We start from the raw sequence: 24929 nt of genomic DNA, 5'->3' as shown, positions 1-24929 counted from the left end.
GCCGACAGTGGCGTTACCGTCAGATTCCGAGTTCGCGGTCGAGGAGATCGATACGCGCACTGACCTGCCCGTACAGCGCGGAGTCTCGGCTCAGGGTGGCCCGGTAGGCCTCCCACGCGATCACGTCCGATCGACCGTGAATCGACGACGTCCACTGCGCCAGTAACACCGGATCTCCGAGTCGGAGCAACGCGGCCTGCATTCGGGACCGCAGTTCCTCGCGGATCTCCTCGATGCCGGGCGCGGACGATCCGGGCAGCACCGGACCCGAGTAGATACGAAGAGCAGCCTCGACGTCTCCGCGGTCGAGGGCACGCCGGATGTCGCCGACGTCCGAGGACAGCTCGCCGACCAGACGGTAGGGCCGCGACGCCAGGCCTGCGGTACCGAATGCCTTGCGCAATCTCGACATCTCGGCGCGAATCGTCACCGAGTCCAGCTCCTGCTCGTCGAGCAGCACCGCGAGGTGGTCGGAGCTGAGCCCTTCGGGATGCTCACCGAGTAGAAGCAGTATCTCCGCGTGTCGCTGGGAGAGCGGTATCCGGCCGGAACCACGCACCACTCCCGGCCGTCCGGATCCGAGAACCTCGAGCCGAGGAGCAGTGTCGCCCAACGATTTCGGCGAGTTCATCAGATGCAGGCGCAATTCGGACTCGGCGGCGGCGACGGTGGCACGCACCAGCGAGAGCACCTCGGGCACCGCGACGCGCGGGCCACCGGTGATGTCGATCGCCCCCAGGATGTGGCCACTGGTGGGGTGGTGAACCGGTGCCGCCGAGCAGCTCCACTCGTGCACCGACCGAGAGAAATGCTCGGACGCGAAGATCTGCACACTGTGGTCGACTGCGAGCGCGGTACCGGGGGCATTGGTGCCCTTGTTCTCCTCGCTCCAATCGACCCCCTCGGCGAAGTCCATCGTGAGCGCTCGGTCCTTGGCTGCGGAGTCACCCTCGACCCACAGCAGCCGGCCTTCGGCATCGGAGATGGCGACGAGTAAGCCGGTGTCCGCCGCGTCCTCGACCAGCAGCTTTCGGATGACCGGACGAATGATCGCCATCGGATGCCCGTTGCGGTAGCGCTCGAGATCCGGCCCGGTCAATGCCGGAGTGTCGTTTCCGCCGTCGGGATCGACCCCCTTGGTGCGACTGCGCATCCACGAGTCGAGTACGACGGACCTCACCGTCGAACCGTGAGTACGGAGGTCGTCCACGAAAGATTGGTGGGCACTGGACATCTGGCGCGCGAGCACAGCGACGTCCTCGCCGGGACGCACTGCGACCCAGGGGTTGCCGCCACTGTCCGATCGGCTTGCCATTCGACGCTTCCTCCGTGACCTGTCCACATCGTTGTTACCCAGCTCACAGACCAGGATACAGCCGTGGCCGGCGCGCGCGGCTGTGGCCGGTCGCGCCGACCCCGGTTGCCTACTTCTTCTTGGCGCTCGACGTGATGATGTCGTTGCTGGTGTCACCACTCGACTTGGCCCGCTTGTCCGCGCGCTTGTCCTTGAGAGATTTGCCGGATTTCTTGGTCATCGTGTTGCGGGGCGATTTGTCCGACATGGCAGTAACCCATCTATCGGGGAACCCGAACGGTCCCCAGACCATGAACGCTACGCCTCGACACCCCTACCGTGGTCTGCAATCAAGGCCGCTGCGCGCTCGGCGAACATGATCGCCGTCGCATGCGGGCCGCGGCTGGGCACCACCGGAAACGCCGAGGTGTCGACGACGAGGACACCGTCGACACCGCGCACCCGGCAGTGGTCGTCGAGCACCGCCTCCGGGTCCGATTCCGGGCCCATCTTGGCGCTGCCGGACAGATGCAGCGAAGTACCGAGTGCCGCGAGGGGGTCGTCGATCGCGGGCACATCGACGATCTCCGACATGATCGGCGACGCCAGTAGATCGCGCGCGAGTTCGACGCCCTCGCGCATAGCGCGCCGGTCGACCTCCGATTCGAGATAGCGGTATCGCACGTCCGGGGACTCGAACGGATCCAAGCTTCGCAGCGTGATGCTCCCGCGTGCCGTCGAGCGCATGAGGCCGACACCGAACACGTGCGGCCCACGCGAAAGACCGGAGATCAATCGATCGAATCTCCTGGTGTACGGCCTGATCTCGACGTCGCCCGAGTGCAACACCGCTTCCAGAGCACGAGATACCGTCGAGAATTCTTCGGTCGTCGCTACCGGAACGGCAACCTCGGGGTGGTCGCTGAAGCCACGGCCGACGCCCGGATTGTCGGAGATCACCGGAATCCCCAGCGCAACACTGCTTTCGGCCGGACCGATGCCGGATCGAAGCAGCAACGCGGGGGTGTGCACAGCACCAGCAGACAGAATCACCCTGTCGGACTTCACGATACTGCGTACACCGTCGACGATGATCTCGACCCCGGCCACCCTGTTTTTCTCGAACATCAACGACGACACCGTCGTATTCCCTTGTACCCGTAGGTTCTTTCGATCGATGACCGGCAGAAGGTATGCCAGAGCGGCACTTACACGGGTACCGTTTCGGATGTTCGACGGAACTGCGCCCACTCCTCCCACGGCCGCGTCGGGTGCGTTCATGTCCTCGTGGAATCGAAAACCTGCGTTCGCGGCCGCCTGCACGAACGATGCGGTCAGCGGATGTCGGTCCTGCTCCGACGTGCGCGAGACCGGCATCGGCCCGCGGGAACCGTGCCACCGATCGACCGCGTCGGCATCGAGATCGGTTTCGGAGCCGATGTAGAACGGCAGCACCTGATCGAACGACCACAAAGACTGCGGCCAGGCATCGAAGTCACCCGGCGTGGCGCGGACGAAGTAGCCGCCGTTCACTGCGCCGGAGCCTCCCAGCACCCGGCCTCGCGCGATCGTCCGGGACACACCGGCCGCGAGTTCGGCCGTATAGGTTCCCACCCATTCGCTACCGGGGCCGATGGGAAGTGTCGACGCGTCGAGCACGGCCGCCGGAACGTCGGCGACGCTGTGGAACGCAGGCCCGGCTTCGAGCAACAGCACCGACCGATCGGGGTTCTCACTGAGCCTCGATGCGAGAACGCAGCCGCAGGAACCACCTCCGACGACGATGACGTCGGCGAACTCGATCGGGTTCACACCGTCGACGGAGCAGACCGGGGTGGCACCACGTCAGCCGTCGAGGCGGGGCTTGAGGGCGTCGACGCTGCGGGCGGACAGTGCACCGTGCCACAGCCCCGCTCCGTAGGCGACGTCATCGGCTCGTTTGTAGAAGGCATAACGCACCGGATCGAGACCGCCGGGCTCCCGGTGCTTGTACCAATCCGAGAACGCCTCTGCGACAGCCAATCCCAGTGCGATTCTACGAATACGACTCGACAACAAGACGGCGAGCAGGGTGATCGGCCAATAGTGCCGACACAAGGCCGACGCCAGTTGCCACAACCCCGCCACGAAACCCTCGGCCGCGAGGATGGCCGCGATCCGAGTGGGCTGGTCCAGACCGACGAACATCCTGCGCAGGCGAACGATCGTCACGCCGAGTGTGGCGGCAGCGCCGACGAGACCGATCCGCGTCAGACTCGCGGCGAGCAGACATGCAACCAACGTCCATGGGGACATCGCGATGGGCGGCACCATTCCCGGATGACGTGCCGACAACGGTGTGGCACCGGTGCCGTAGAACAGCTTGCGGGCGAACCATTCGGCGAAGGTGACGCGATGCTCGTGCGCGACGTGGGCGACGGGTTCGTAGCGCAGCCTCCACCCCGCTTCCTGCAATCGCCAGCACAGGTCCACGTCTTCGGCCACGTGCATCGACTCGTCGAATCCGTCGCAGTCCATCGCCACCGACCGACGCATCAACATCGCGGCGCTGGGGACGTACGACACCGAACTGCCTGCCCGTACCGCCGCTTCCTTGCGACCCAGGTCGAGCGACGAGCGGGCATGTTCGTACCTGGCCAGCGCACTGCCCTCGGGCTCGAGTGCGACGATGCGGGGGGCCACCAGGGCGACCGCCGGATCCGAGAAGTGGCCGAGCATCACCTCCAGCCACCCCTTACGTGGCACGACGTCGGAGTCCAAGAAGGCTACGAAATCCGTTGTTGCACATCGCAAGCCAGTGTTTCGTGCGGCAGCAGGTCCACGTGAGCGCTCGTGCCGCAGCACCGTCATGCTGCCCACGCTCCAGGAGATCCGCGGTACGGCGACCGGCACGTCCGAGCCGTCGTCGACGATGATGACATGCAGCCCGTGGAGCGACGCGATCAAGCGCTCCAACCCCGCCTCGTTGTTCTTGAGCGGCACGACGACGGTGACGTCGCTCGGCGAGGGAATCGACATCGGCCGCGGATTCCCGACTCCGGAGTCGAGCAATTTGCGGGCCACGAGCGCGGACTGCGAGTCGGTCACTTCGATGAACCCGTCGCCGATCATGGCCGCAGCGGTCGGTGCCAGCTTGAGCATGCGGGTCGGTGAACCACCGATCAGGACGCGCCCTTCGGAGAATGTACGTACGCGTGGATCGACTCGCACCCCGAAGCCGTCAGGCAACCGACCTTCACCCATCAGGAGATCGTAAGCGGACAAGCCGCCGGAGCGTCGGCCACCCGAGAAATCGGACGGAACATACCTGTTCCCCGTTTTCCGCAGCTTCTGCTCGGGGTCGCGACCAGGCGTTTCACCGGGTTCGGTCATGAGATCACGCCCTGCTCGGAGGGACTCCATCTCCCGACTGCATCGGCCGCTCGGGTGCACATCTGCTCGAAGGCGCGACGCCCTTCCTCCGCATCGGCCCCGGTCGGATCGCCGAGCACGCCGTTGGCGGTGACCGGAGCCAATCCACCGTCGCGAAGTGCCGGGAGCAGGGCGGCGATATCGGTCACATTTCCCACCTGCGCCTTCGTCATGTCCACCGCCTCGGGCGAAAGATGCAGCAGCAACGACGTTTCGGTCCGGCCGGCGTGAGCATCTGCTCCGGGTATCGCGCACGGAAACCACACGACATTGCGGCCCTCGTACCGGAGCTGCAGCACTGCGGTCCGCACCGTCGGTGCGTTTCCGCCGTGGCCGTTGACGAACACCACCCGCTCGGCCCACCGGCAGGCGGAGCGTCCGTACTCCACCAGAAGCGTTTCGAGCGCGGCCGCACCGATCGAGACGGTGCCGGGAAATCCTTCGTGCTCACCACTGGCTCCGTAGGCGATCGGCGGGGCAACGGTTGCATGCGGAACGGTTCGCGCCACGGCGTCGGCGATACGAGTGTCGGTGTCGAGGGGAAGGTGCGGTCCGTGCTGCTCGATCGAACCGACCGGCACGACGAGGGTCCTCGACCGGTCGACGTCCGGCCAGTACTGAGCACCGAGTGAGTCCCTGGACATGGATGCAGATGATATCGGATGGAACGAAGCCGTCACGCCGCCGAAACACACGGTCGTTAATCTTCCATTCGTGCCACCCCGCCGTCGGTCCATATTGCTCTCGCAATTGTCGATATCGGCACCCGGTGGCCCGCAGCCGTCGATCCTGCGCGAATTGCGTCGGGTAATTCTCGCGGGCGACGCTCCACCGAATACCCCTATTCCGCTCAACGAAGTGGCCGAACTGTTCGGGGTGAGCAGAATACCGGTGCGCGAGTCCCTCAAGACGCTGATCGGCGAGGGCTTGGTCGATCATCGGCCGAATCTCGGCTACACGGTCGCCCAATTGACCGCGGCCGAACTACGCGAAATGTACATCGTCCGAGAGGTTCTGGAGACTGCAGCGCTGCCGATCGCCGTCGAATTCGCCACCGATGCCGACCGTGAACACCTCATCGAGATCAATCGGCAGCTCGAAGCGTCACTGGCTCGCGACGACTCGCGGGAGTATCACCGACTCTCACGTGAATTCCATCTGTCCCTGACGCGGCCTTCTCGGATGCACCGGTTGCTGCACATGCTCGAATCCGCCTGGAACATCACCGAACCCGTGCAGCCGATGGTGCATGTCGCCGGTTCCGACAGGGCATCACTGCACAGCGACCACGCCGATATGCTCACGGCATTCCTGGACGGTGATTCCGCGGGACTGCTCGGCGCAGCACAACATCACCACACGCGTCTCAATTCGGTCATTTCGACACTGTCGAACGACCATGGATTGTTTGCCGATCCGCCGTCGGAATAGCCGAGGGACGAATCCGAAAGATATATCGCTCGCGTCACGAGTGCGCAACACTGCGCCGCTAGCTTTTCCTCATTCGCTCGTTCACCTCCTTCGTTCACCTCAATGCCATGCCGTCAGGAGCATCGATGACAGATACAGCGCACGGTCCCGCTCAAACGGGAGATCTCGTGGAAGCCGCGGGCCACCCCGTCGGCGGTGGCCTGATCAAGGACAGCTACGACCCGCGGCTGACCAACGAGGATCTCGCTCCGCTGAAGAAGCAGACGTGGACCTCGTACAATCTCTTCGCCTTCTGGATGTCCGACGTGCACTCGGTCGGTGGCTACGTGACCGCGGGCAGCCTGTTCGCGCTCGGGTTGGCCAGTTGGCAGGTGCTGATCGCGCTGCTCGTCGGCATCACGATCGTGTACTTCTTCTGCAACCTCGTCGCCAAGCCGAGCCAGGTGTCCGGAGTTCCGTATCCGGTCATCTGCCGCAGTGTCTTCGGTGTTCTCGGTGCCAACATTCCGGCGATCATTCGTGGCTTGATCGCCGTGGCCTGGTACGGAATTCAGACATTCCTGGCCTCGGCCGCTCTCGACATCGTGTTGATCAAGCTGTTCCCGTCTCTCGCTCCGTATGCCGTCACCGCCGACTACGGTTTCGCCGGACTCTCGTTGCTCGGCTGGGCGAGCTTCCTGTTCCTCTGGGTCGTCCAAGCGGCGGTGTTCTGGCGGGGCATGGAGTCCATTCGCAAGTTCATCGATTTCTGCGGCCCCGCGGTGTACGTCGTGATGTTCATGCTGTGCGGCTACCTCATCTGGAAAGCCGGCTGGGGCGCAATCGATCTGAACCTCGGAGAAGTCGAGCACACGGGTCTGAGCTCCATTCCGGTCATGCTCGGTGCGATCGCGCTCGTGGTGTCCTACTTCTCGGGCCCGATGCTCAACTTCGGCGACTTCTCGCGTTACGGAAAGTCCTACGCCGCCGTGAAGAAGGGCAACTTCCTCGGTCTGCCGGTGAACTTCCTGGTCTTCTCGATACTCGTCGTCGTCACTGCGTCGTTGACGCTTCCGGTGTTCGGTGAACTGATCACCGACCCGGTCGAGACCGTGGCACGGATCGACAGCACGTTCGCCATCGTCCTGGGCGCGCTGACCTTCACGATCGCCACCATCGGTATCAACATCGTCGCCAACTTCATCTCCCCTGCATTCGATTTCTCGAACGTCAGCCCCCAGCGCATCAGCTGGCGCGCGGGCGGAATGATCGCCGCCATCGGCTCGGTGCTGATCACGCCGTGGAACCTCTACAACAACCCCGACGTCATCCACCTGACGCTCGAGACCCTCGGTGCATTCATCGGACCACTGTTCGGCATCCTCATCGCCGACTACTACCTCGTCCGCAAGCAGAAGGTCGTCGTCGACGAGCTGTTCTCGATGTCGTCCACCGGGCTGTACTGGTACTCCAAGGGTTACAACCCGGCGGCGGTGTACTCCACCGTCGTCGGCGCGCTGGTCGCGATGTTCACCGTCCTCTTCAACGGGGCCATCGACGGCATGGAGATCGCCGGCATGTCGACGGCGTCGAAGTACAGCTGGTTCATCGGCTGCGGTATCGGATTCGTCATGTACTTCTACCTGGCGACACGAACCAAGCTGGCTGTCACCAACTTCGACGTCCCAGCGACGGCTTAGGATTTCTTCCGTGCTCATCAAGGTCATCAATCCGAACACCACCAGTTCGATGACCGCAACGATCGGTGACTGTGCCCGGGCCGTGGTCGGCCCGGGCACGGTCGTCGATGCGGTCAGCCCCTCGATGGGGCCCGTGTCCATCGAAAGTCATGTCGACGAAGCACTCAGTGTCCCAGGCATTCTCGCCGAGATCGCCCGGGGCGAGGCCGCTGGGGTCGACGGTTACGTCATCGCCTGCTTCGGAGATCCCGGTATCGACGCGGCCCGCGAGCTGGCGGCCGGGCCGGTCGTCGGTATCGCCGAGGCGGCCATGCACGCCGCGAGTTTCCTGGGTCGAGGATTCAGCGTCGTCACCACACTCGGACGCACCATCGGACGTGCCCAGGATCTGGCGAACCAATACGGCTTCGGACGCCACTGCCTCGGCATTCATGCGTGCGAACTGCCGGTCCTCGATCTCGAGACCGATCCCGACGCCCGCAAGATCGTCACCGAGGCGTGCCGCGTGGCCGTCGAGACGGACGGTAGCGATGCTGTAGTTCTCGGCTGCGCGGGTATGGCCGATCTGTGCCAACATATTTCGGCCGAGATCGGAGTACCGGTGGTCGACGGCGTGGCCGCGGGAACGTTGTTCGTGCAGTCCCTGGTCTCGCTGGGACTGGGTACCGGAAAGCGCGGCGAGTTCGCTACGCCACCGGCCAAGCTCTACACAGGAATGCTCGAGGGATTCAGTAGGCAGTAGCGCCCGAAATCCACTGGAGTGCAATTTCTCGATCCGATCGCAAGATCGATGCACTCGAACAACTACTTGACCGCGTCCACTTCTACCTCGACGAGCCAGCCCGGAACCGGAAGCGAGGCGACCTCCAACGCGAATCGGGAAGGTCGCGCGGAGTTGCGTTCCAGCGGTGCCGCAGGCTCCGCGCTACCGAGCGGAACGAGTTCTGTCTCATCCGTATCGAGATTCGTATTTGCGAAGAACTGCCGATAAGCACGGTTCCAGCCCGCATAATCGGCGATGCCGGTGCCGGGCGCGTTGTCGAGAAACACGCGCATCGTCACGACGTCCTCGAGTGTGTAGCCCTCTTGTTCGAGGTTGTCGCGGATCTTCTTCAGTACGTTGATGCCTTGCGCTTCGGTGACTGTGACACCTGGAGGCAACGTGCCACCCGGGAACTCTTCGGTGTCGATGTAGGACTCGGGGGTACCGGTCGCAGCAGCGTCGTTCATGGCTGTACCTCCGATACCGCTGGTCTTGTATACAGTTGCATCGCCGGATATCTCGACGCCTTGCGCGATCATCGGGTTGTCCTCGCCGGGTTCGATCACCGACCGTGCGCCCGCGGTGGTTTCGGTTGTGTCGCCCGAGGCCTCGGAATCCGAGGAGCACGCTGCGGTGAACAGAATGGTTGCCGCTGCTGCAGCGGCGACGAGTGAGCGAGTGACGTGTGACAACGTGGTGCCTTTCGACAGGTATGGGATTTCGATCAGGACGTGGTGACGCGCTCGTGCAGCGCGGTGACGACCTGGCGAGCCGATGTGAAGGCACCGTGCTGCCAGGCAATTGCATTGGAGAGGTGATCGCCTGCGAAATAGATTCGCTCGACAGGTGCGAGCAGTTTCTCGTATTCCGGCGTGGCGGCACCGCCGTGCGAACCACCCGACCCCTCCCAATTGGCCCACGCACTCTCCGAATACTTCGTACGACGCCAACTGCCGGAGAAGGAACTCACGATATCGCGGGTGTATTTGTCGCCGTGAATCATGGATCCTTCGGCGATTGCTTTCGCCAACCTTTGCTTGTGAGTGAGGGATTCGAAGGCCTGATGCCTCTTGCCGCTGTTGTAGTACCCGACGACGACACCGCGATCGGAGTTGTAGTGGTCGTACGGGAACATGATTTGCGAAATGTCGAGGTCGGTGTTGCTGGCACCCCCGTAGATGCGCTCGTCGGTCTCCCACCATCGGCGTGAGTACTCGATCCCGAGCTTGCCCGACGAGAACGGCTTGGCCGCTCTGTTCGCCGCCAACACGTCTGCGGGTAGATTCGTATCGAGGCGTCCGATCAGGTTGGGTGGAATCGTGCAGATCAGGTAGTCGGCGTCGATCGATTCCGCTTTTCCGTCTTTCGTGTATTCGACGGCGACGCGCTCGCCGGCGTTCTTCATCGACGTGACCTCGGCTCCGTAGACGATGTTGTCGACGCCGATCGACTCCTCGAAGGCGTAGTAAATTCGGTCCATGCCACCGACAGGTGAGAACATCAACATCGCTTGGTCGTAACCGAACTCGAAGCTGAAGTTGCGGCCTATCCCGCTGCGAATGACGTCGGACATGCTGTGCGGCTTCGTTTCGGCACCGAAGTCGACACCTGCGCCCGGTTCGGACGAATAGCCGCGCCGCGTCGATCCGAGATACCGCCCGTCATCGGACAGGTCACCGAAATCGCTGAGGAACTCGGACAGGGCGTCCTTGTCGTCGCGGCTGAGCACGTCGTCCAGAGCACCCCGGTTTGCGGCTTTCTGAAGCAGTTCCGACATGTATCCGTACGTGTCTGCTTTCGCCGCCCGGTAGCTCACCGACTGCTGATTGAGCGCCGTGTCGCTCTTGTAGTTGACTACGGTGTTGGCATTTTGATTGCCGAATGTCTGGAGCTCGACACCGAGCTCCTTGCAGTAGTCCATCGTGATGTGGCTCTGTGGTATTCGGGTCGCGCCGACGTTGTAGAAGTGGCCGTCGGAGAACGTGCACGTTTGAGTTTCCCCGTTCAGATCCGTCTCCTCGGCACCACCGCGAACAGACCACACACGGCCGCCCGGCCGGTTCCTCGCTTCGAGAATCGTCACCGAGTATCCCGCTTTGCGGAGCTCGTAACTCGCACACAGTCCTGCAGGACCACCGCCGAGCACGACCACCGAAGGACTTCCCTCGACCCTCCCGATCAGGTCGGACCTCGCCGGCGGTCTGAACCGTGTGGGCACCGCCTGAGCGGATGGAGCGAGGCCGATCGTCGACATCGCTCCATAGGCGAGCCCGGCCCCTCCCGTGACTCCGAGACCTCGCATGAACGATCTCCGTGTTACTGGCAATTCATGCTCCCATTCGTGCTGCCCGGTGCCTCGGTGGTCCGGGATCGAAAAGTTTCGAGTGCAATCCTGAACGGCAGGTAATTCGGGAAGATCAACCTCGGGAAACCATCGAGAAAGCGCGAGTGAGAACGGACAGGATTTCGGACGAGGCATTCCCACTCGTACGGTTCCAGCCGATTCATGTTCGCAATGCCCGTGCAACATGCGCCCACTATTTTCGGCAACCATGTCCGCACTCGAGCACGCGATCGCCAGGTCGTTCTCTGCCGGTGAGCCGGCGCAGCCCGCACTGTCACCTCTCCGCGCGCTCGGAAGGCGACAGCTGTCAGGGGTCGAGGTACTCGCCCAGTCGATCGCCACTACTGCACCCGCTGCATCGATGGTGGTGCTGCCCATCGCCATGCTGACGAACGACACAATGCTCGGAGGTGTGTTGACGATCGCTGCCGCGACGATCGTCGTATCGCTCATCGCATTCTGTATTTCGCAGTTCACCCGCAGGCTCGCCGCATCCGGGGGGCTGTACAGCTTCACCTTCCACGGCGCGCGAGCTCGCGCTGCGCTCACCGTCGGTACTGCCATGCTCGTGAAGTACTGCGCCAGTGGAGCGCTGACTCTCTACAGCGGCGGCCAGGCCGTCATGACTGTGCTCGACCAGTTCCACATCGATGCGCGCGGAGGCATTCCTACGATCACCATCTACCTGCTGATCGCCGCATCGATCCTGGCCTGTCTGCTGCGCGGTGTCAGGTTCGCCGCAACGGCGATACTCGTCGTCGAAGTATGTTCACTGGTTTTCATCCTCGTACTGCTGATGATTCCCGATGGTGCGGGCCGAGCAGTCGATGTGGAGACCGCAGAGTCGTCACACGGGCTACTGCTGGTCGCGCTGGCGGCGATGTTCTCACTGGCAGGCTTCGAGAGCGCCACGTTCTTTGCTCCCGAGGCACGTCGCCCGCTCGTCAACGTCACTCGCACTGTGATGCTCACCCCCATCATCTGCGGAACACTGTTCACCTTCGCTGCGTGGGCTGTGTGGTCCGGCCGAGGCAACACTCTCATCGAGGCGTACCTGCACGGTTCGTCCACCGGCATCGATCCGTCGCTCGTGATCGCGGTGAACGTAGGACTGAGTTGCTCGTGGCTGGCCTCCTCGATGGCCTCCTCCAATGCGGCGTCTCGCTTGGTCTACACGCTGGGGATCGAAAGGGTGATACCCCGAATATTCGGCTCTGTTCACCGACGATTCCGCACTCCGTCCGTGGCGCTGGTCTGTGTTGTCGTCGGCTTCGCTTCGGCCAGTATCCTGTTCTCGGTCGTGTCGGAAGGGCCGCTGATCGACAACGTGAAACTTGCTGCCCGCGCCGCCCTGATCGTCGGATACGTACTCGTCGCGATCGCTGCCGTATTGTTCCTGCGCCGCATCGGTGAACTCGAGACACCTGTTGTCGTCGCAGCCGCGCTCGCCTCGGGCTGCGGCGTCGGGGTTCTGATGCTGCTGTTGTTCACCGACGGGATCACCGACAACCTCGTTCTGATCTCGGTGTTCTCGGTCATTGCACTGTCCGGAACCATATGGGCCTCGTGGCTGCGTACGCGCTCACCTCTCGGCCTTCGATCCATCGGTGTGTTCGACAGCGCGGAAACCACGGACGTGCTGCCCGGTTCCGCGTCCTACGGTGAGAACTCCCGTGGCGCTGTCGCTTTGGTCAAGCAGCCGCACAGGGAGCGATGACAGTGGCCGTGCGTACACCGCGGGTCGCCGAGATCTCGGGTCACGAGCCGCGCGCAGTACAGAAAGCGCTCGCTCTCCTCGAAGCCGTCGCACACATCGGACCAGGGGCGAGCGCCAAGGAGATCGCACAGGCAACAGGGGTTGCGCCCGCAACTGCATACAGGCTGCTCAATCTGTTGGTCGCAGACGGGTACCTCGTACGCATCGACGACCTTTCCGGGTTCGCGCTCGGTCGACGTACGCGCGAACTCGCGGGACCCGATCCCGGTCACGATCCCGATTCCATTCGCCGCGACGTGTTGGACAGTCTGCGATCCCACATTCGATTCGGTGTGTACCTCGCGTCGTACGAAGGCGGCCGCATCAGTCTGGTGGATCGAGATCCGGACCACGATTTGGTCGCAGAGAGCGCCATCTTGATACATCCCCATGCATCGGCCATCGGAAAAATGATGCTGGCACGTCGCTCCGAGACCCTCCCGACCGGGAAACTGCGGGTTTTCACGTCACACACCATCGCCGACAGCAACGCACTGTCCGCGGAGCTGACCCGAGTTCGCACGTCGGACCTCGCCACCGAAACCGACGAGATGAGAATCGGGCGTTCGGCCATTGCGGTTCCACTTCGAGACGAATCGGGCTCGGTCAGTGGATGTCTGGCAGCGATCGGCAAGACCGGACGACTACGGACGGACGACTCCGATCTGATCGATCTGCTCCGAGCATCAGCGGGGAGGCTGCGCCCATGACAGTCCAATTCAGCGACGAACGGACGCGATCGTGTAGCCGATCGCTCCGCCGGCGACCAGCACGCCGACGAGCAGCAACACAACCTGCAGAGCAGTCGACATCGAGTCCTCGAACCACGCTACGTAGACCACGACACAGGACGCAACGATCGCGATGAGAGCAGACAGTGTCGGGGGACCTTCGGAGACTTGTCGGTCATGGTGCCAGTACACCATCTCCGAGTCCATCAGGTCTCGCACAACCTCCGATAGGGAACACCGGGTAGGTACTGTGCCCATTCGGTTTCCGTCACCACCGACCCCCCGGATTCGCACAGCTGAGTACGAACCTCGTCGGGGTCGGTCCGCCAGATGCGGACATCGCGAGCCGTGCCACCGCCGAACAGCACTCGTCCGTCCGCGGCGAACACAGCATCGTTGACGCGCATGCCATACGCGGTGAGGGCAGCGTACTGCGATGGCGCGGCACGGTCCGTGACATTCCACAGCCACACCGAGGATCCCCCGTCGCCCGCGGCCAACCGCGTGCCGGACCGATCGAACGAGAGCGAGTAGATCGGGCTGGAGGGTCCGACGATGCGAGATAGGTGTTGCGGGGCAGCCGTATTCGTCATGTCCCACAGTCGAATGGAACGATCCGCACCGCCGGCGGCGAGAGTTCGCCCATCCGGTGAGATGGCCACGGCCTGAACGGAGCCTCCGAATCCGCCGAGTGTGGTCGTGCGGCGCGGGTCGGTCGGGTTACTGATATCCCACAGTTCGACCACGCCCCCGACACTGGCGATGGCCAGTACCGAACCGTCGGGAGACAGCGCCATGCCCGCCGGATAGTTCCCGGCCTGCAGGGTCGACATCTTCATCGGGGCAGCCGGATCCTCGAGCGACCACACCGACGCGTCGTTCGAGTTCTGACCGGACGCGACCAACATCGTCCCCGAGCGATCGAACGCCAGCACCGCGGTCAGGCTGCCGGTCGCCTCCCGGACGAAACCCAGGGCCACCGGATCGTCGAGATCGGTTGTGTCCCAGAGCTGAAATCCCCCAGTTGCGGTGCCGACCGCGGCCAGAGTGCCGTCGGCCGTGAGCGCCACCGCACCCGTCTGCGCCATTCCGTCACCGAGGACCAACGGCTTCGACGGCACCGGATGCTCCACGTCCTCGACATCCCAGAGGGTTGTTGCGGACGCGCGACGACCTGCACCGACCAGTAGCCGGGTGCCCGCTGCACCGACAGGATTCTGGAAGATCGTGTCTCCGGCGTCCGCGAGGGCCGGACCCGGAAGCGGCCAGATTCGGGTTGTGCCATCACCACTGGCGGTCACGATCGACGAGCGATCCGGCGTGAATGCCAGCGAACTCACCTCGATCGGACCGGGAAGCGTGAGCTGCAGCGTCCCCGATGCGGCGTCCCATACCTTGGACGAATTGTCCGAGCTCGCCGCAGCGATCTGGATTCCGTCGCCGCTGAACGCGACATCGTTGACGTAGCTGGTGAATCCCGTCAACGCAGGCAGAGGAGAAAGTCCGCCCGCGTCGACGGCCCACCGTAGAACCTCACGACCGGTGGTACCCGCTGTCAACGTCCTGCTGTCGGGAGAAAATGCCAACTGCAGTGCGGTGTAGGTGGATCCGTCCGAGGGGACGTCGATCAACGGCACGGTGGGGGCTGCCGGAGACGAGGTCAGCTGCCTCGCGTCCCACAATCGCAGCGCGCGGCCGGCACCGACCGTCACCAGAAACCGGCCGTCCGGGCTGAATTCCGTGGCCGACGGCGAACCTGGTTGGGCGATTTCACCGACCGTGCGGGGCGTGGCGGGTTCTGCCACGTCGAGAAGAGGCAATCTGTCGTCCTGGGTGCCGACGAGCAGAAATCGTCCGTCCGGCGAGAACGACAGGTTCCCCACACCGACCACATCCGTGCTCGACAACTTCGTCGGTGTCGCCGGGTCCGATACATCCCACAGCTCGACACCGAAGGTTCCACCGACAGCGATGACTCCTCCGCGTGGATCGAACGTCAGCACCCGCGAGTCACGCGTGACGATCTCACCGAGCCGCGCGTGGCCGTCGGCGAGCGACCACATCCGCACGTGCCCGTCGGAACCGCCTGTTACCACCATGACTCCGCGTGGGTCGACCGCGGTCACTGCATTGCCCTCGACACCGAGCAGCCGCACCGGAGTATGAATCGCCGAGGAATCGAGCAGTGCCGATCGCGCCTCGGACGTTCGGTCCACCTCGTAGGACGCCAGCGCGAAGTAGGCCGCCAGCCCGGGATCCTGCGTTCGTAATTGCTGCGTGACGCCGGCGATCTGACGCGAGACGGCCTCGGCCTCGGCGTGTTCGGCCGCGAGCCGTCCGGCGTTCGCGTCCGATCGGGCGACGAACGCCGTCACTGCCAGTGTCACTGACAGTACGGTCAAAATCGCCAGTGCCGTGACGAGCGTTTCCAGGGTGCGTCGTCGACGTCTGTCGTTTCTGTACTGTTGCTCGACTCGATTCGCGCTCGCTTGGAGGTAGAGCTTCTCGGTGGAGTTGAGGTCGCGCCGACGCACCGGTCCGACGGATTCCTGTACCACCAGCAGCCTGGACTCCGGCAACAGCGAGCCCTCGTCGCGGTCGTTGTTCTCCCACAGTTCGGCCGCCTGGGTGAGCCGACGGTGTTCGACCAGCCACTGACGGTCGTCGTCGAGCCACTCACGCAGCCGCTTCCATGCCGTGAGCAACGCCTCGTGCGTCACCTGGACCGTCTCTTCGTCGACGGTCAGCAGTCTGCGCGCGGCGAACCGTTCGATGACGACATCGACGTCGGTGACCACGTTCATGTCGTCGTCTCCGTGGAACAGCTCGACACGATCGACGCGGCGACGAGTGACCACGTCGTCGTCGAGATTGACCAGACGCATGAAGATGCGGCGTGCTTCGCGCTGCTGCTCGAACGTCAAGGCGGAGAACACTCCCTCGGCGCTCTGGCCGACCGCTCCGCCAATTCCGCCGGTTGCGAGATAGTCCGCGACGGTCAGCGTCCTTCCGCTCGAGACCTGCCACGTCGTCAGCAATGCGTGCGAGAGCAACGGCAGGGCACCCGAGTCGTGGGCGAACTGCGATCCACGCGGACCCAACTCCCCGATCAGTACCTGTACGAGGGCATCGTCGACGGTCACTCCCGCCTTCGCTGAAGGCGAGACGATGACTTCCCGCAACTGCGATTCGGTGAGGCGGCCGACGACCACGGGGTTGTCGGACAGTCCGGCCAGCAGAGCATCCTCCGACACGGCGTTCTGGTAGAAGTCGGCCCGCAGACCGATGACGAGGACCGACCCGGAGTCGGTCGAGGCGGAGGCCGCACGAAGAAAGTTCTCGCGCTCGCGCGCTGTCGCCAGCGTCCACAACTCCTCGGCCTGATCCAGAACGACGACCGATCCCGACGCGAACGACCCGACTCGTTCGGGAAAGGCACGGATATCGCCCACGCCCGAACAGATTTCCGAACCGGCGAACCTCGATGCCAGGCCGGCGCGCAGTAGCGAGGACTTGCCCGAGCCCGATGCACCGACGACGAAGACGATGCCTCCACCGTTGTCGAGAACACCGCGGACGCGCGTGCTCAGACGGTCGACGACGTCGTCGCGGCCGAAGAACCACTCCGAATCGGCGGTCCCGAACGCCTCCAGCCCCTTGTACGGTGGGCTGCCCTTCGCCGGGTCGACCGTGCGCCTGCCCGAGACGGACCGCACCCTGGACACCGCGTCCCACCACCGCGCCCGCTCGTCCTCGTCGTCGACTCCGCAGGCGACCAGGACCGCGGCGAACATCTCGGCGCTGGCCTTCGTGGGTACGTGGTGACCGGAGAACCAGCCGCTGATCGTGCCGTGCAGGCCACCGGAACGCTCGACGATGTCGCGGACCGTGGCATTCGCCTGGATCCTGATCGCACGCAACGCCGCGGCGAATTCGGTGCGATCCGAGATCGACGAGGGATCCGGGCGATCGGAGGTCATGGGCGAAAACTATAGAGCCGGCAGATCATGCACCGATGCCTCGAACAGCCCACTGAGCAGGACAAACAGTAAATTGCTGCGTTTGAATGACGCACACGTGGAACCCGGAGTCGTCCGTATTGACCTTGTATGGACTTGCGCGCACAGCTGGATCCGCGACGCCATTGCTTCGACGATGGACGCTGAGGTCGGGGATGGACGGATACACGAGGGGGAGAATTTTCGTGCTCGAGCAGACGTCGGCATCGTCGGTACATCACCCGTTTCGAAGGCCGAGAGAGTCGGCACCCACTGCACTCCCGACACCGACCGACACTCGTCGCCCCAAGCCTGCGTTGAGCGCGCGCGAGATCGAGGTCATGCTGGCCTGGTTCGCCTCCGACTCGAAAACGGTCGCAGCTCGGTCCGTCTACATATCGGTGGGCACGATCAACACACACATCACCCGGGTCCGACAGAAGTACGCGGCAGTGGGCCGCAGCGCGCCGACGAAGGCGGCCCTGTTCGCCCGCGCCCTGCAGGACGGTCACACTCAACTGTCCGATTGGTGACCGCCGATGCGGCTGCCCCTCGCGCGGGATGGCCGGGCGCGAATCACCGGATGGGTTGTGCCGTCCTTGTTCGCATCGGCGTCGGGTATTCCGGAACGGGGAGTCGATCGGCGCGAGCGAAGTCGGTCGGTAGTACGACATCGGATGGTCCGAGCGTGTGCACCGATGCATGCCCGAGACCGAGCACCGCGGAATCCAGTCCGCCGCGGAGGATGTCGAGCACGTTCTCCACTCCTGCTCGACCGTTCGCGGCCAACCCCCATAGATAGGCCCGACCGATCAGCACTGCCCGCGCACCCAGCGCGAGCGCTTTCGCCACGTCGCTTCCCCGCCGGACGCCACCGTCGAGGGTGATCTCGACCTGCTCTCCCACTACCTCGGCAATGGACGGCAACACCCGAATCGACGCCGGGGAACCGTCGAGATTGTTGCCACCGTGGTTGGACACCGAGATCGCGGTGACGCCGGCGTCGACGGCCCGTAACGCGTCGTCGACCCGCGAGATGCCCTTGAGCATGAACGGACCGTCCCACTGCTGACGTAACCAGGCGATGTCCTCCCACGTGGGTAGCGGCGTGGACTTCCACTCGCGATATGCGGCGAAAAACGTCGGCGCGGGCTTTCCGGGCGGAGCGAGGTTGGGTGCCGTCAGATCCGGGAGGGTGCCCGCGCGTGCCCACCGCGCAAGCCATCGCGGATGCGCGAGTGCTTCCGGTGCGAACCGGAGCATCGCCCTGGCATCGAGGCGATCGGGAATCACCGGACTCCCCCAGTCTCGCCCCTCGGAGAACGACCAGTCCATCGTCACGATCAGCCCGACGGCACCCGCATTGCGTGCCCGATCGAGCATGTGCAGCAACAACTCCCGTGATCCGACCCAGTGAAGCTGAAAGAACGTCTGCGGGTTCGCTGCGACGACCTCCTCGATGGGTTTGCTCGCGAACAACGACAACCCCATCGCCACACCGCGTGCCGCTGCCGCCCTCGCGACGGCAACCTCGCCGTCGGGGTGCACCGCTTGCACGCCCGTCGGGGAGATCATCACCGGAAACGACAGCGGTTGCCCCATCAGCGTCGTCGACAACTCACGGGTGTTCGACAGCCCTGCCACGTGCGGGGCGAACCCGAGTTCGGCGAACGCAGCGGTGTTGTCCGACGCAGTGATTCCGCGTTCCGATCCTGCCACCAACGCCGAGTAGACGGACTTCGGAAGACGCTTCTGCGCGCGCCGCTGGGCCTGCGCGACGGACTCGAACCAACCGGACTCGGTGAGCACGCAGCGCTCTAGACGCCGAGCCTGCGGTCGAACCCGGCCGGCATCACCACATCCGACGGCGAGAGGTCCTGTACCGAGGTGTGCCCGAGCCCGAGGACAGCGGAATCGACTCCGCCGCGCAGGATGTCGAGTACGTTCTCGACGCCCGCCTGACCGTTCGCCGACAGGCCCCACAGATATGCCCGCCCGATCAGCACCGCTCGCGCACCCAACGCCAGCGCCTTCACCACGTCGCTGCCGCGCCGAATCCCGCCGTCGAGGGTGATCTCGACCTGATCGCCCACCGCCTCGGCAATCGCGGGCAGCGCCCGGATCGGTGCCGGGGTGCCGTCGAGATTGTTGCCGCCGTGATTGGACACCGAGATTGCCGTGCACCCGGCGTCGACAGCCCTCTTCGCATCGTCGACGCGCATCACGCCCTTGAGCATGAACGGCCCACCCCACTGCTCACGCAGCCACGCCACGTCCTCCCACGTCGGCAGCGGGGTGCCCATCCATTCGCCGTATGCACCGAAGAACGTCGGGGCCGGACCACCCGTAGGCGGGGTCAGGTTGGGGGTCGTCAGATCGGGGATCTTGCCGGTCTTGGCGAACTCCCACAACCACTTCGGGCGTACGATGCCTTCCGGCGCGAACTGGACCATCGCCTTGAGGTCCATCTTCTCCGGGATCGACGGGCTACCCCAGTCGCGGCCGTTGGAGAACGACCAGTCCAGGGTCATGATCAGCCCGACCGCCCCGGCTGCGCGTGCGCGCTCCATCCGTTGCAGCAGTATCTCGCGCGATCCGACCCAGTACATCTGGAAGAAGGTCTGCGGGTTCGCCGCCGCGACCTCCTCGACGGACTTGCTGGCGAACGAGGACAAACCGATCGGAATCCCACGCGCCGCAGCAGCTCTCGCGACAGCGACCTCACCGTCGGGATGCACCGCCTGCACGCCCGTCGGCGAGATCATCACCGGGAACGACAGCGTTTGCCCCATCACCGTCGTCGACAGGTCACGCTTGTCCGATAGCCCGGCCACGTGCGGGGCGAAGCCGAGTTCACCGAACGCCGCCATGTTGTCATCGATCGTCAGTCCGCGCTCCGAGCCTGCCACCAGGGCGGCGTACACGGACTTCGGTAGACGCTTCTTCGCACGCCGTTGCGCTTCGGCAACGGTCTCGAACCACGCACTCTTCGCCATCAGCTTTCCTGTTCCATTCCTGCGAGCGGGTTCTCGTCACAGATCTTCGCCGGCGGACGCATCATCAACGTGAGCGGCACCGACTTTCGTGGGGTTTTGCGTTGCCCGGTCCGGGAATGGTCGACACTGGATTTGGGGATCTCCCCCGCCGCTGCCAACGCCATTTCACCGTTCCCGATGACGCATTCGGGGTCCGGGCCGTCCATGGGCAGACCGGTGAAGAATTTCGCTGCCATGCAGCCACCACGGCACGCGTCGAAGTGGGCGCACTTGGTGCACGCGCCCGAGGTCTGCGGCGAGCGCAGATCCTGGAACAACTCCGATGTCTGCCATACGGATTGGAATCCACACATGCCGTCTTTCGCATCGCGGACGATGTTGCCGGCGAGGAAGTTCTCGTGAATGGCGAACGGGCACGCGTACACGTCGCCGATCGGATCGATCAGGCACACCACGCGCCCGGCACCACAGAGGTTGAGCCCGGGCAGAGCGTCACCGAACGCCGAGAGATGGAAGAACGAATCCCCGGTCAACACACCCTCACCGTTGGCGACGAGCCAGTTGTACAGCTCGCGCTGCTGACCGGCCGTCGGGTGCAGATCGTCCCATACATCCGCGCCCCGGCCCGACGGCCGCAACCGGGTGATACGCAGTGTCGCAGCGTATTTGTCGGCCAACGCTTTGAAGTCGTCGAGCTGACTCACGTTGTGTCGGGTGACGACGACGGAGATCTTCGCGTCCCGAAAGCCGGCCTCCTTCAGGTTCTCCAACGCCCGGCACGCCATGTCGAACGAACCGGGTCCGCGGACCGCATCGTTGACCTCGGCGGTTGCGCCGTCGATGGAGATCTGGACATCGACGTAATCCGACGCGGCCAACCGCGCCGCCACCTGCTTGTCGATCTTGACTCCGTTGGTGGAGAACTTCACACCCACCTGGTGCGCGGTCGCGTAGTCGACGAGCTCCCAGAAGTCCGAGCGCACCGTCGGCTCCCCACCACCGATATTGACGTAGAAGACCTGCATCTTCTGCAGCTCGTCGATGATCGACTTGCACTGTTCGGTGCTCAACTCGCGTGGATCACGGCGACCCGACGACGACAGGCAATGCACGCACGACAGGTTGCAGGCGTAGGTCAGCTCCCACGTCAGACAGATGGGCGCGTCGAGTCCGAGTTCGAACTGGTCGACCAATTTGCCTACCGGAGCGGGCCTTTCGAGGGTGGAGGTCATGGGCGGAAGTCCTCTTCTACTAATGGGTCAGGCTCTACGGGCGAGTGATCATGCTCGAGTCGGCCAACGTTGCGAGGGCCTTCACGTATGGGGCCGACTGCTCTTCGGTGATCCCTGCGGCCTCGATCGCCGACCGCATGTCCGGATGATGGGCAAACGAGGTGATGATCGCCACGATCGTGCGGTTCTTCAGAAACGAGAGCTTGCGAGTTCCGAAGTGATAGAGCAGAGCCCCGAAAGACTCCGGACGCAACGCCACCTGTGGATGCAACACCCAACGCGAATCCAGATCCAGCCCGACCGCATCGAGGTCGTCGCGCACTGCAGTGGTCATGATCAGTACACGCCGCACATGCCGTCGATCGACACTTCCTCGACCAACGACTCCTCGACGAGATCGGATTCGACCACGGCCGTACCGACCACAGCGTTCTCGTTCTTCTTCGACATCTGGAACCTCCTGCGAAATATGCTCGGTCACAATCCGATTGGTTGTGTCTCGGATCACTACGCTAGCGGCCGATCACGACTCGGAAGCGGCGTGAGAGCAGAACTGGTCGGCCGTCGCGATCAACCGTCCATATGGGTAGGTATCGTCCCGTCCGGCGTGCGGGGCCAGCATCGTCCGAGCGGCCCGACCTGGTCGGGAGTGGCCGATTCGTCGACCGATGTGTGGAACGCTCGACCTCACCGAAGGGGCGGCCACGCCGAGTGGACGTGCGACGAACAGAAATGACATCGATGACCGAACTGGATGCACTCGCACCGAGCCCCGATGGAGTCTGGGCGCACGAGAACGTGGTGGTCCGACACCTGCATGGACTCGAGTTCGACGCGGTCCGAACCGGATCGACCGTGCAGGTGTGTCATGGCCTGACGTCGGCCCAGATCGGTGAGCGCCTCGTTCCGATCGTGACCGCACAGGCACGTCATGTGGGTCTTTCGCAGCGGGAATTCGAGTTGGTGCTGGTCGGGATCGTCCGCACCACCGTCGCCGATCCGGTCGACGCCTGGGCCACCTACTATCGCAATTCGCTGGACGAACTACTATCCGGCACTGCCGATTTCGCTCCCGTCCACGATCACGCAGAAAACCTGATCGTCGGATCGGTGCTCGATATGGGATCGTGTTTCGGCTTCTTTCCGCTCCGACTGGCAATGAAGGGGCACTCGGTGACCGCGACGGACCTCTCCGCCGGCACCATGCGGTTGCTCGCCGTCGTGGCCCCGCATCTCGGGATCACACTCGACACCGTGGTGTGCGACGCTGCGAACGTTCCCGTCGCGGACAGCAGCGTCGACACGGTGACTGCACTGCATCTCCTCGAACACGTCGACGCAGAGACAGGATCTCGCATCGTGAGAGAGGCACTACGCATCGCGCGCACCCGTGTCGTTGTTGCAGTGCCCTTCGAGACCGAGACCACCGCCTGCCACGGACACGTTCGCACGTTCGACGAATCATCGCTGGTGGAATTGGGTCGGTCGACGGGTTCGATGTTCGAGACCTCGGAGCACCACGGCGGGTGGCTCGTGATCGACAAGACCAGGGCACGCCAGTTCACCTGAACAGGTTTCGCATCCGAGGCGTTACCCCAGCACACCTAGAACGGCGGCTCGCCGGTGTCTTCGGCGGTCGGTTCTGTTATCGACTCATGGTTGTCCGGTGGGTCGGGGTAGGCGATGATGCCGGAGTTTCTCGGTTGGGTGGGGATGTGTGGTCTGAGGTCGTTGCCGAGGATGGGGACGGCGGTGCCGTTGGCGGGCAGGGTGATTCGGGTGGTCTTCGATGTCGATGTCCACAGGATCGCTCCGCCGGGGAGCATGGTGGCTTTCCAGTAGCCGGCGGTTTTGACGGTGTGGTGGTATTCGCAGAGGCACTGCAGATTGTTGACGGTGGTCCAGCCGCCTCCGACGGGGTTGGTGTGGTCGAACGGGTTGATGTGGTCGAGTTGGCAGCGGGCGGCGGGGCGGTGGCAGCCGGGGAATCGGCAGTGTTTGTCGCGGAACCGGACGGCTGCGGTGGTGAGGGCGTCGGGTCGGTAGATCAGGGCCCGGTCGGTGAGTGGGTCGCGGGGTACAGAGTTGCAGAGGGTGGGGTCTGCGGCGATGGCGGCTTCGAGTGCGGCGGCAAGGGAGGCGTTGCCGAGATAGAGGCCCCCGGGTGTGCGGCGTGCTCTGTGAATGGTTCGGTTCGGCCGCAGTGTCGAGCCCAGGTCGCTGGCGGGCAGACCGAGGGCAGAGCTGTGCCGTGTGCCCCTGCCGACGGGAGTGTGGGTGCAGAACAAGGATGCGGCGGAGGTCAGTGATTGCGTCCGCCGTTGCCTGTCCGCGCCTGCCCCGGTCTCGGAAGGAGCTGGATCGGCCGCTGAATGGGCAGAGGTGTCCCCCGCGGAATCCTCCGTCTGATGATTCTCCGTCTGATCGTGCTTCGAAGTCGGTGATGTCGCAGTCCCCGGTTCCGGCGGGATAACTGTTCCTGGCGTGGGGCTTGTTGTCGGTGGTGATACTGATGTCGGCGGGACCGTCCCGGGTCGCTCGGGTCGCTTTGGAGCAGAGCCTGTTTCGCTTCGGTCCGGTGCAGTGCCGGACTCCGGCGATGGTGCTGGATCGGAGTCATGGTCGGGATCTGCCCTTTGGTCGGAGGCAGATCCCGCCGCTGTCGGTGGTGCTGATGCGGTTGCTGTCGCGTTGGTAGTAGAAGGCGAGGTGGTTGTGTTCGCTGCCGGCGCATCGATCGGAGAGCGTACGGGTGTGGGCGATGCTGCGGTTGCGGATTCGTTCGCCGCTTCCGCATGCGGGGCAGTGGTCGCATCGGTGATGACGTCGACGGAAGCACCTGTGGTCGTGCAAGTCTCGGTCTCGGGTTCTGGGTTGCTGTCGGTGCGGCTGCGAGTCTCGGTAGCGCGTGTTCCCGACGCAGCGTTCGTCCCTGAGTCCGCGTCCGTGCCCGTGTCCGCTGTCGCGGCCGACCCTGAGTCCTGTACCCGAACTCGGGTTTTCGGTGTTCGTTCCCATTCCCCGGTTTCCGGGTTCTGCACAGCCAGTCCGAGTTTTTCGGCGAAGGTGACCGCTTCGGTGAGCAGGATCTGCCACTGACTGCTGCGCGCCAACTCCCGGGCGAGATCAGGATCGATGGAACCGTGCCCGGCCAGATACGCAGGGTTCGCAAGCAACCCGATCAGGGTGGCGATGTCGACGGTGACCATCGTCAACGGCACCCGCCGATCGGGCAACACCGCATCCGCTTTCGGGCAGTCCTCCCGTCGGCACAGGCACGCCAGTCGGGGTTCG

General features: G+C 64.1%; 22 protein-coding genes. 7 read left to right on the top strand and 15 right to left on the bottom strand.

All coding sequences use genetic code 11. From position 1 onward, the window contains the following. Nucleotides 1-19: 19 nt before the first annotated feature. The 5 genes from CH249_RS26800 to mftE form a co-directional block, all read right to left on the bottom strand. Nucleotides 20-1315 carry a transcriptional regulator gene (locus tag CH249_RS26800; RefSeq protein WP_032397560.1) on the bottom strand — a complete coding sequence of 432 codons (1296 nt, stop codon included), beginning with the start codon at nucleotides 1313-1315 and terminating at the stop codon, nucleotides 20-22. Nucleotides 1316-1424: 109 nt separating this feature from the next. Further along, complete coding sequence (locus tag CH249_RS28160) at nucleotides 1425-1562, bottom strand: hypothetical protein (RefSeq protein ID WP_176459466.1); 138 nt, start codon at nucleotides 1560-1562, stop codon at nucleotides 1425-1427. A gap of 50 nt (nucleotides 1563-1612) precedes the next feature. Beyond that, on the bottom strand, nucleotides 1613-3106 hold the full coding sequence (gene mftG / locus CH249_RS26795; protein ID WP_094683649.1) for a mycofactocin system GMC family oxidoreductase MftG: 1494 nt from the start codon (nucleotides 3104-3106) through the stop codon (nucleotides 1613-1615). Between the two features lie 33 nt (nucleotides 3107-3139). After that, a complete protein-coding gene (mftF, locus tag CH249_RS26790; protein ID WP_094632433.1) occupies nucleotides 3140-4537 on the bottom strand; it encodes a mycofactocin biosynthesis glycosyltransferase MftF in 1398 nt (465 codons plus the stop codon). Between the two features lie 125 nt (nucleotides 4538-4662). Continuing rightward, entirely contained in the window at nucleotides 4663-5349 is a 687-nt protein-coding gene (gene mftE, locus CH249_RS26785; protein WP_094645401.1) for a mycofactocin biosynthesis peptidyl-dipeptidase MftE, read from the bottom strand. A gap of 70 nt (nucleotides 5350-5419) precedes the next feature. Here mftE and CH249_RS26780 point away from each other — a divergent pair, with 70 nt between their 5' ends. From CH249_RS26780 to CH249_RS26770, 3 genes are all read left to right on the top strand, one after another. After that, nucleotides 5420-6136 carry a GntR family transcriptional regulator gene (locus CH249_RS26780; protein ID WP_032398253.1) on the top strand — a complete coding sequence of 239 codons (717 nt, stop codon included), beginning with the start codon at nucleotides 5420-5422 and terminating at the stop codon, nucleotides 6134-6136. 125 nt (nucleotides 6137-6261) lie between these two features. Then, nucleotides 6262-7815: an NCS1 family nucleobase:cation symporter-1 gene (locus tag CH249_RS26775; RefSeq protein WP_094683648.1), complete on the top strand. Its 1554-nt coding sequence runs from the start codon at nucleotides 6262-6264 to the stop codon at nucleotides 7813-7815. Nucleotides 7816-7825: 10 nt separating this feature from the next. Further along, entirely contained in the window at nucleotides 7826-8557 is a 732-nt protein-coding gene (locus CH249_RS26770) for an aspartate/glutamate racemase family protein (RefSeq protein ID WP_094683647.1), read from the top strand. 62 nt (nucleotides 8558-8619) lie between these two features. Here CH249_RS26770 and CH249_RS26765 read toward each other — a convergent pair whose 3' ends face one another. Together CH249_RS26765 and CH249_RS26760 are read right to left on the bottom strand one after the other, a co-directional pair. Then, nucleotides 8620-9270, bottom strand: coding sequence for a Rid family hydrolase (locus CH249_RS26765; RefSeq protein ID WP_094683646.1), 651 nt, complete (start codon nucleotides 9268-9270; stop codon nucleotides 8620-8622). A gap of 32 nt (nucleotides 9271-9302) precedes the next feature. Further along, nucleotides 9303-10880, bottom strand: a complete 1578-nt coding sequence (locus CH249_RS26760; RefSeq protein WP_032397565.1) for an FAD-dependent oxidoreductase — start codon at nucleotides 10878-10880, stop codon at nucleotides 9303-9305. A gap of 250 nt (nucleotides 10881-11130) precedes the next feature. On the opposite strand from CH249_RS26760, the gene CH249_RS26755 reads away from it, so the two are divergent. Together CH249_RS26755 and CH249_RS26750 are read left to right on the top strand one after the other, a co-directional pair. Beyond that, nucleotides 11131-12639, top strand: a complete 1509-nt coding sequence (locus tag CH249_RS26755) for an APC family permease (protein WP_094683645.1) — start codon at nucleotides 11131-11133, stop codon at nucleotides 12637-12639. 2 nt (nucleotides 12640-12641) lie between these two features. Continuing rightward, the gene (locus CH249_RS26750) at nucleotides 12642-13388 is read left to right on the top strand and encodes an IclR family transcriptional regulator (protein ID WP_256988500.1); all 747 of its coding nucleotides are present in this window, start codon (nucleotides 12642-12644) and stop codon (nucleotides 13386-13388) included. 9 nt (nucleotides 13389-13397) lie between these two features. Here the strand turns inward: CH249_RS26750 and CH249_RS26745 are convergent, their stop codons facing one another. Together CH249_RS26745 and CH249_RS26740 are read right to left on the bottom strand one after the other, a co-directional pair. After that, entirely contained in the window at nucleotides 13398-13616 is a 219-nt protein-coding gene (locus CH249_RS26745; RefSeq protein WP_094683643.1) for a hypothetical protein, read from the bottom strand. Then, nucleotides 13616-17389, bottom strand: coding sequence for a hypothetical protein (locus tag CH249_RS26740; RefSeq protein ID WP_094683642.1), 3774 nt, complete (start codon nucleotides 17387-17389; stop codon nucleotides 13616-13618). Before CH249_RS26740 ends, CH249_RS26745 begins: the two co-directional genes overlap by 1 nt. A 224-nt stretch (nucleotides 17390-17613) precedes the next feature. Here CH249_RS26740 and CH249_RS28590 point away from each other — a divergent pair, with 224 nt between their 5' ends. Further along, the gene (locus tag CH249_RS28590) at nucleotides 17614-17940 is read left to right on the top strand and encodes a LuxR C-terminal-related transcriptional regulator (RefSeq protein ID WP_256988499.1); all 327 of its coding nucleotides are present in this window, start codon (nucleotides 17614-17616) and stop codon (nucleotides 17938-17940) included. Nucleotides 17941-17983: 43 nt separating this feature from the next. Here the strand turns inward: CH249_RS28590 and mftD (CH249_RS26730) are convergent, their stop codons facing one another. Genes mftD (CH249_RS26730) through mftA form a run of 5 tightly spaced genes read right to left on the bottom strand, consistent with a single transcriptional unit; the run spans nucleotide 17984 to nucleotide 22085 of the window. Beyond that, nucleotides 17984-19216, bottom strand: coding sequence for a pre-mycofactocin synthase MftD (gene mftD, locus CH249_RS26730; protein ID WP_094683641.1), 1233 nt, complete (start codon nucleotides 19214-19216; stop codon nucleotides 17984-17986). A gap of 8 nt (nucleotides 19217-19224) precedes the next feature. Further along, complete coding sequence (gene mftD / locus CH249_RS26725) at nucleotides 19225-20403, bottom strand: pre-mycofactocin synthase MftD (RefSeq protein ID WP_094683640.1); 1179 nt, start codon at nucleotides 20401-20403, stop codon at nucleotides 19225-19227. After that, nucleotides 20403-21635, bottom strand: coding sequence for a mycofactocin radical SAM maturase (gene mftC, locus CH249_RS26720; RefSeq protein WP_094683639.1), 1233 nt, complete (start codon nucleotides 21633-21635; stop codon nucleotides 20403-20405). Before mftC ends, mftD (CH249_RS26725) begins: the two co-directional genes overlap by 1 nt. A 34-nt stretch (nucleotides 21636-21669) precedes the next feature. Beyond that, complete coding sequence (gene mftB / locus CH249_RS26715; protein WP_094683638.1) at nucleotides 21670-21969, bottom strand: mycofactocin biosynthesis chaperone MftB; 300 nt, start codon at nucleotides 21967-21969, stop codon at nucleotides 21670-21672. 2 nt (nucleotides 21970-21971) lie between these two features. After that, a complete protein-coding gene (gene mftA / locus CH249_RS26710; RefSeq protein WP_080730438.1) occupies nucleotides 21972-22085 on the bottom strand; it encodes a mycofactocin precursor MftA in 114 nt (37 codons plus the stop codon). A 291-nt stretch (nucleotides 22086-22376) separates the two neighbouring features. Here mftA and mftM point away from each other — a divergent pair, with 291 nt between their 5' ends. After that, nucleotides 22377-23204, top strand: a complete 828-nt coding sequence (gene mftM, locus CH249_RS26705; protein ID WP_032398256.1) for a mycofactocin oligosaccharide methyltransferase MftM — start codon at nucleotides 22377-22379, stop codon at nucleotides 23202-23204. A 35-nt stretch (nucleotides 23205-23239) separates the two neighbouring features. Here mftM and CH249_RS27690 read toward each other — a convergent pair whose 3' ends face one another. Next, nucleotides 23240-23923: an HNH endonuclease gene (locus tag CH249_RS27690; RefSeq protein ID WP_143544599.1), complete on the bottom strand. Its 684-nt coding sequence runs from the start codon at nucleotides 23921-23923 to the stop codon at nucleotides 23240-23242. Nucleotides 23924-24929: the final 1006 nt, after the last annotated feature.

The sequence above is a fragment of the Rhodococcus sp. 05-2255-3B1 genome, assembly GCF_002258545.1.
In the GTDB taxonomy this organism is placed as follows: domain Bacteria; phylum Actinomycetota; class Actinomycetes; order Mycobacteriales; family Mycobacteriaceae; genus Rhodococcoides.
The sequence above is the reverse complement of the archived record's forward strand: the minus strand, read 5'-3'. Positions and strand labels throughout refer to the sequence as shown.

Coding starts and splice junctions, on each gene's coding strand:
- CH249_RS26800 (WP_032397560.1), bottom strand. CDS start 1,315: ATGGCAAGCCGATCGGACAGTGGCGGCAACCCCTGGGTCGCAGTGCGT.
- CH249_RS28160 (WP_176459466.1), bottom strand. CDS start 1,562: ATGTCGGACAAATCGCCCCGCAACACGATGACCAAGAAATCCGGCAAA.
- mftF (WP_094632433.1), bottom strand. CDS start 4,537: ATGGGTGAAGGTCGGTTGCCTGACGGCTTCGGGGTGCGAGTCGATCCA.
- mftE (WP_094645401.1), bottom strand. CDS start 5,349: ATGTCCAGGGACTCACTCGGTGCTCAGTACTGGCCGGACGTCGACCGG.
- CH249_RS26775 (WP_094683648.1), top strand. CDS start 6,262: ATGACAGATACAGCGCACGGTCCCGCTCAAACGGGAGATCTCGTGGAA.
- CH249_RS26760 (WP_032397565.1), bottom strand. CDS start 10,880: ATGCGAGGTCTCGGAGTCACGGGAGGGGCCGGGCTCGCCTATGGAGCG.
- CH249_RS26755 (WP_094683645.1), top strand. CDS start 11,131: ATGTCCGCACTCGAGCACGCGATCGCCAGGTCGTTCTCTGCCGGTGAG.
- CH249_RS26745 (WP_094683643.1), bottom strand. CDS start 13,616: ATGGACTCGGAGATGGTGTACTGGCACCATGACCGACAAGTCTCCGAA.
- CH249_RS26740 (WP_094683642.1), bottom strand. CDS start 17,389: ATGACCTCCGATCGCCCGGATCCCTCGTCGATCTCGGATCGCACCGAA.
- mftD (WP_094683640.1), bottom strand. CDS start 20,403: ATGGCGAAGAGTGCGTGGTTCGAGACCGTTGCCGAAGCGCAACGGCGT.
- mftC (WP_094683639.1), bottom strand. CDS start 21,635: ATGACCTCCACCCTCGAAAGGCCCGCTCCGGTAGGCAAATTGGTCGAC.
- mftB (WP_094683638.1), bottom strand. CDS start 21,969: ATGACCACTGCAGTGCGCGACGACCTCGATGCGGTCGGGCTGGATCTG.
- mftA (WP_080730438.1), bottom strand. CDS start 22,085: ATGTCGAAGAAGAACGAGAACGCTGTGGTCGGTACGGCCGTGGTCGAA.
- mftM (WP_032398256.1), top strand. CDS start 22,377: ATGACCGAACTGGATGCACTCGCACCGAGCCCCGATGGAGTCTGGGCG.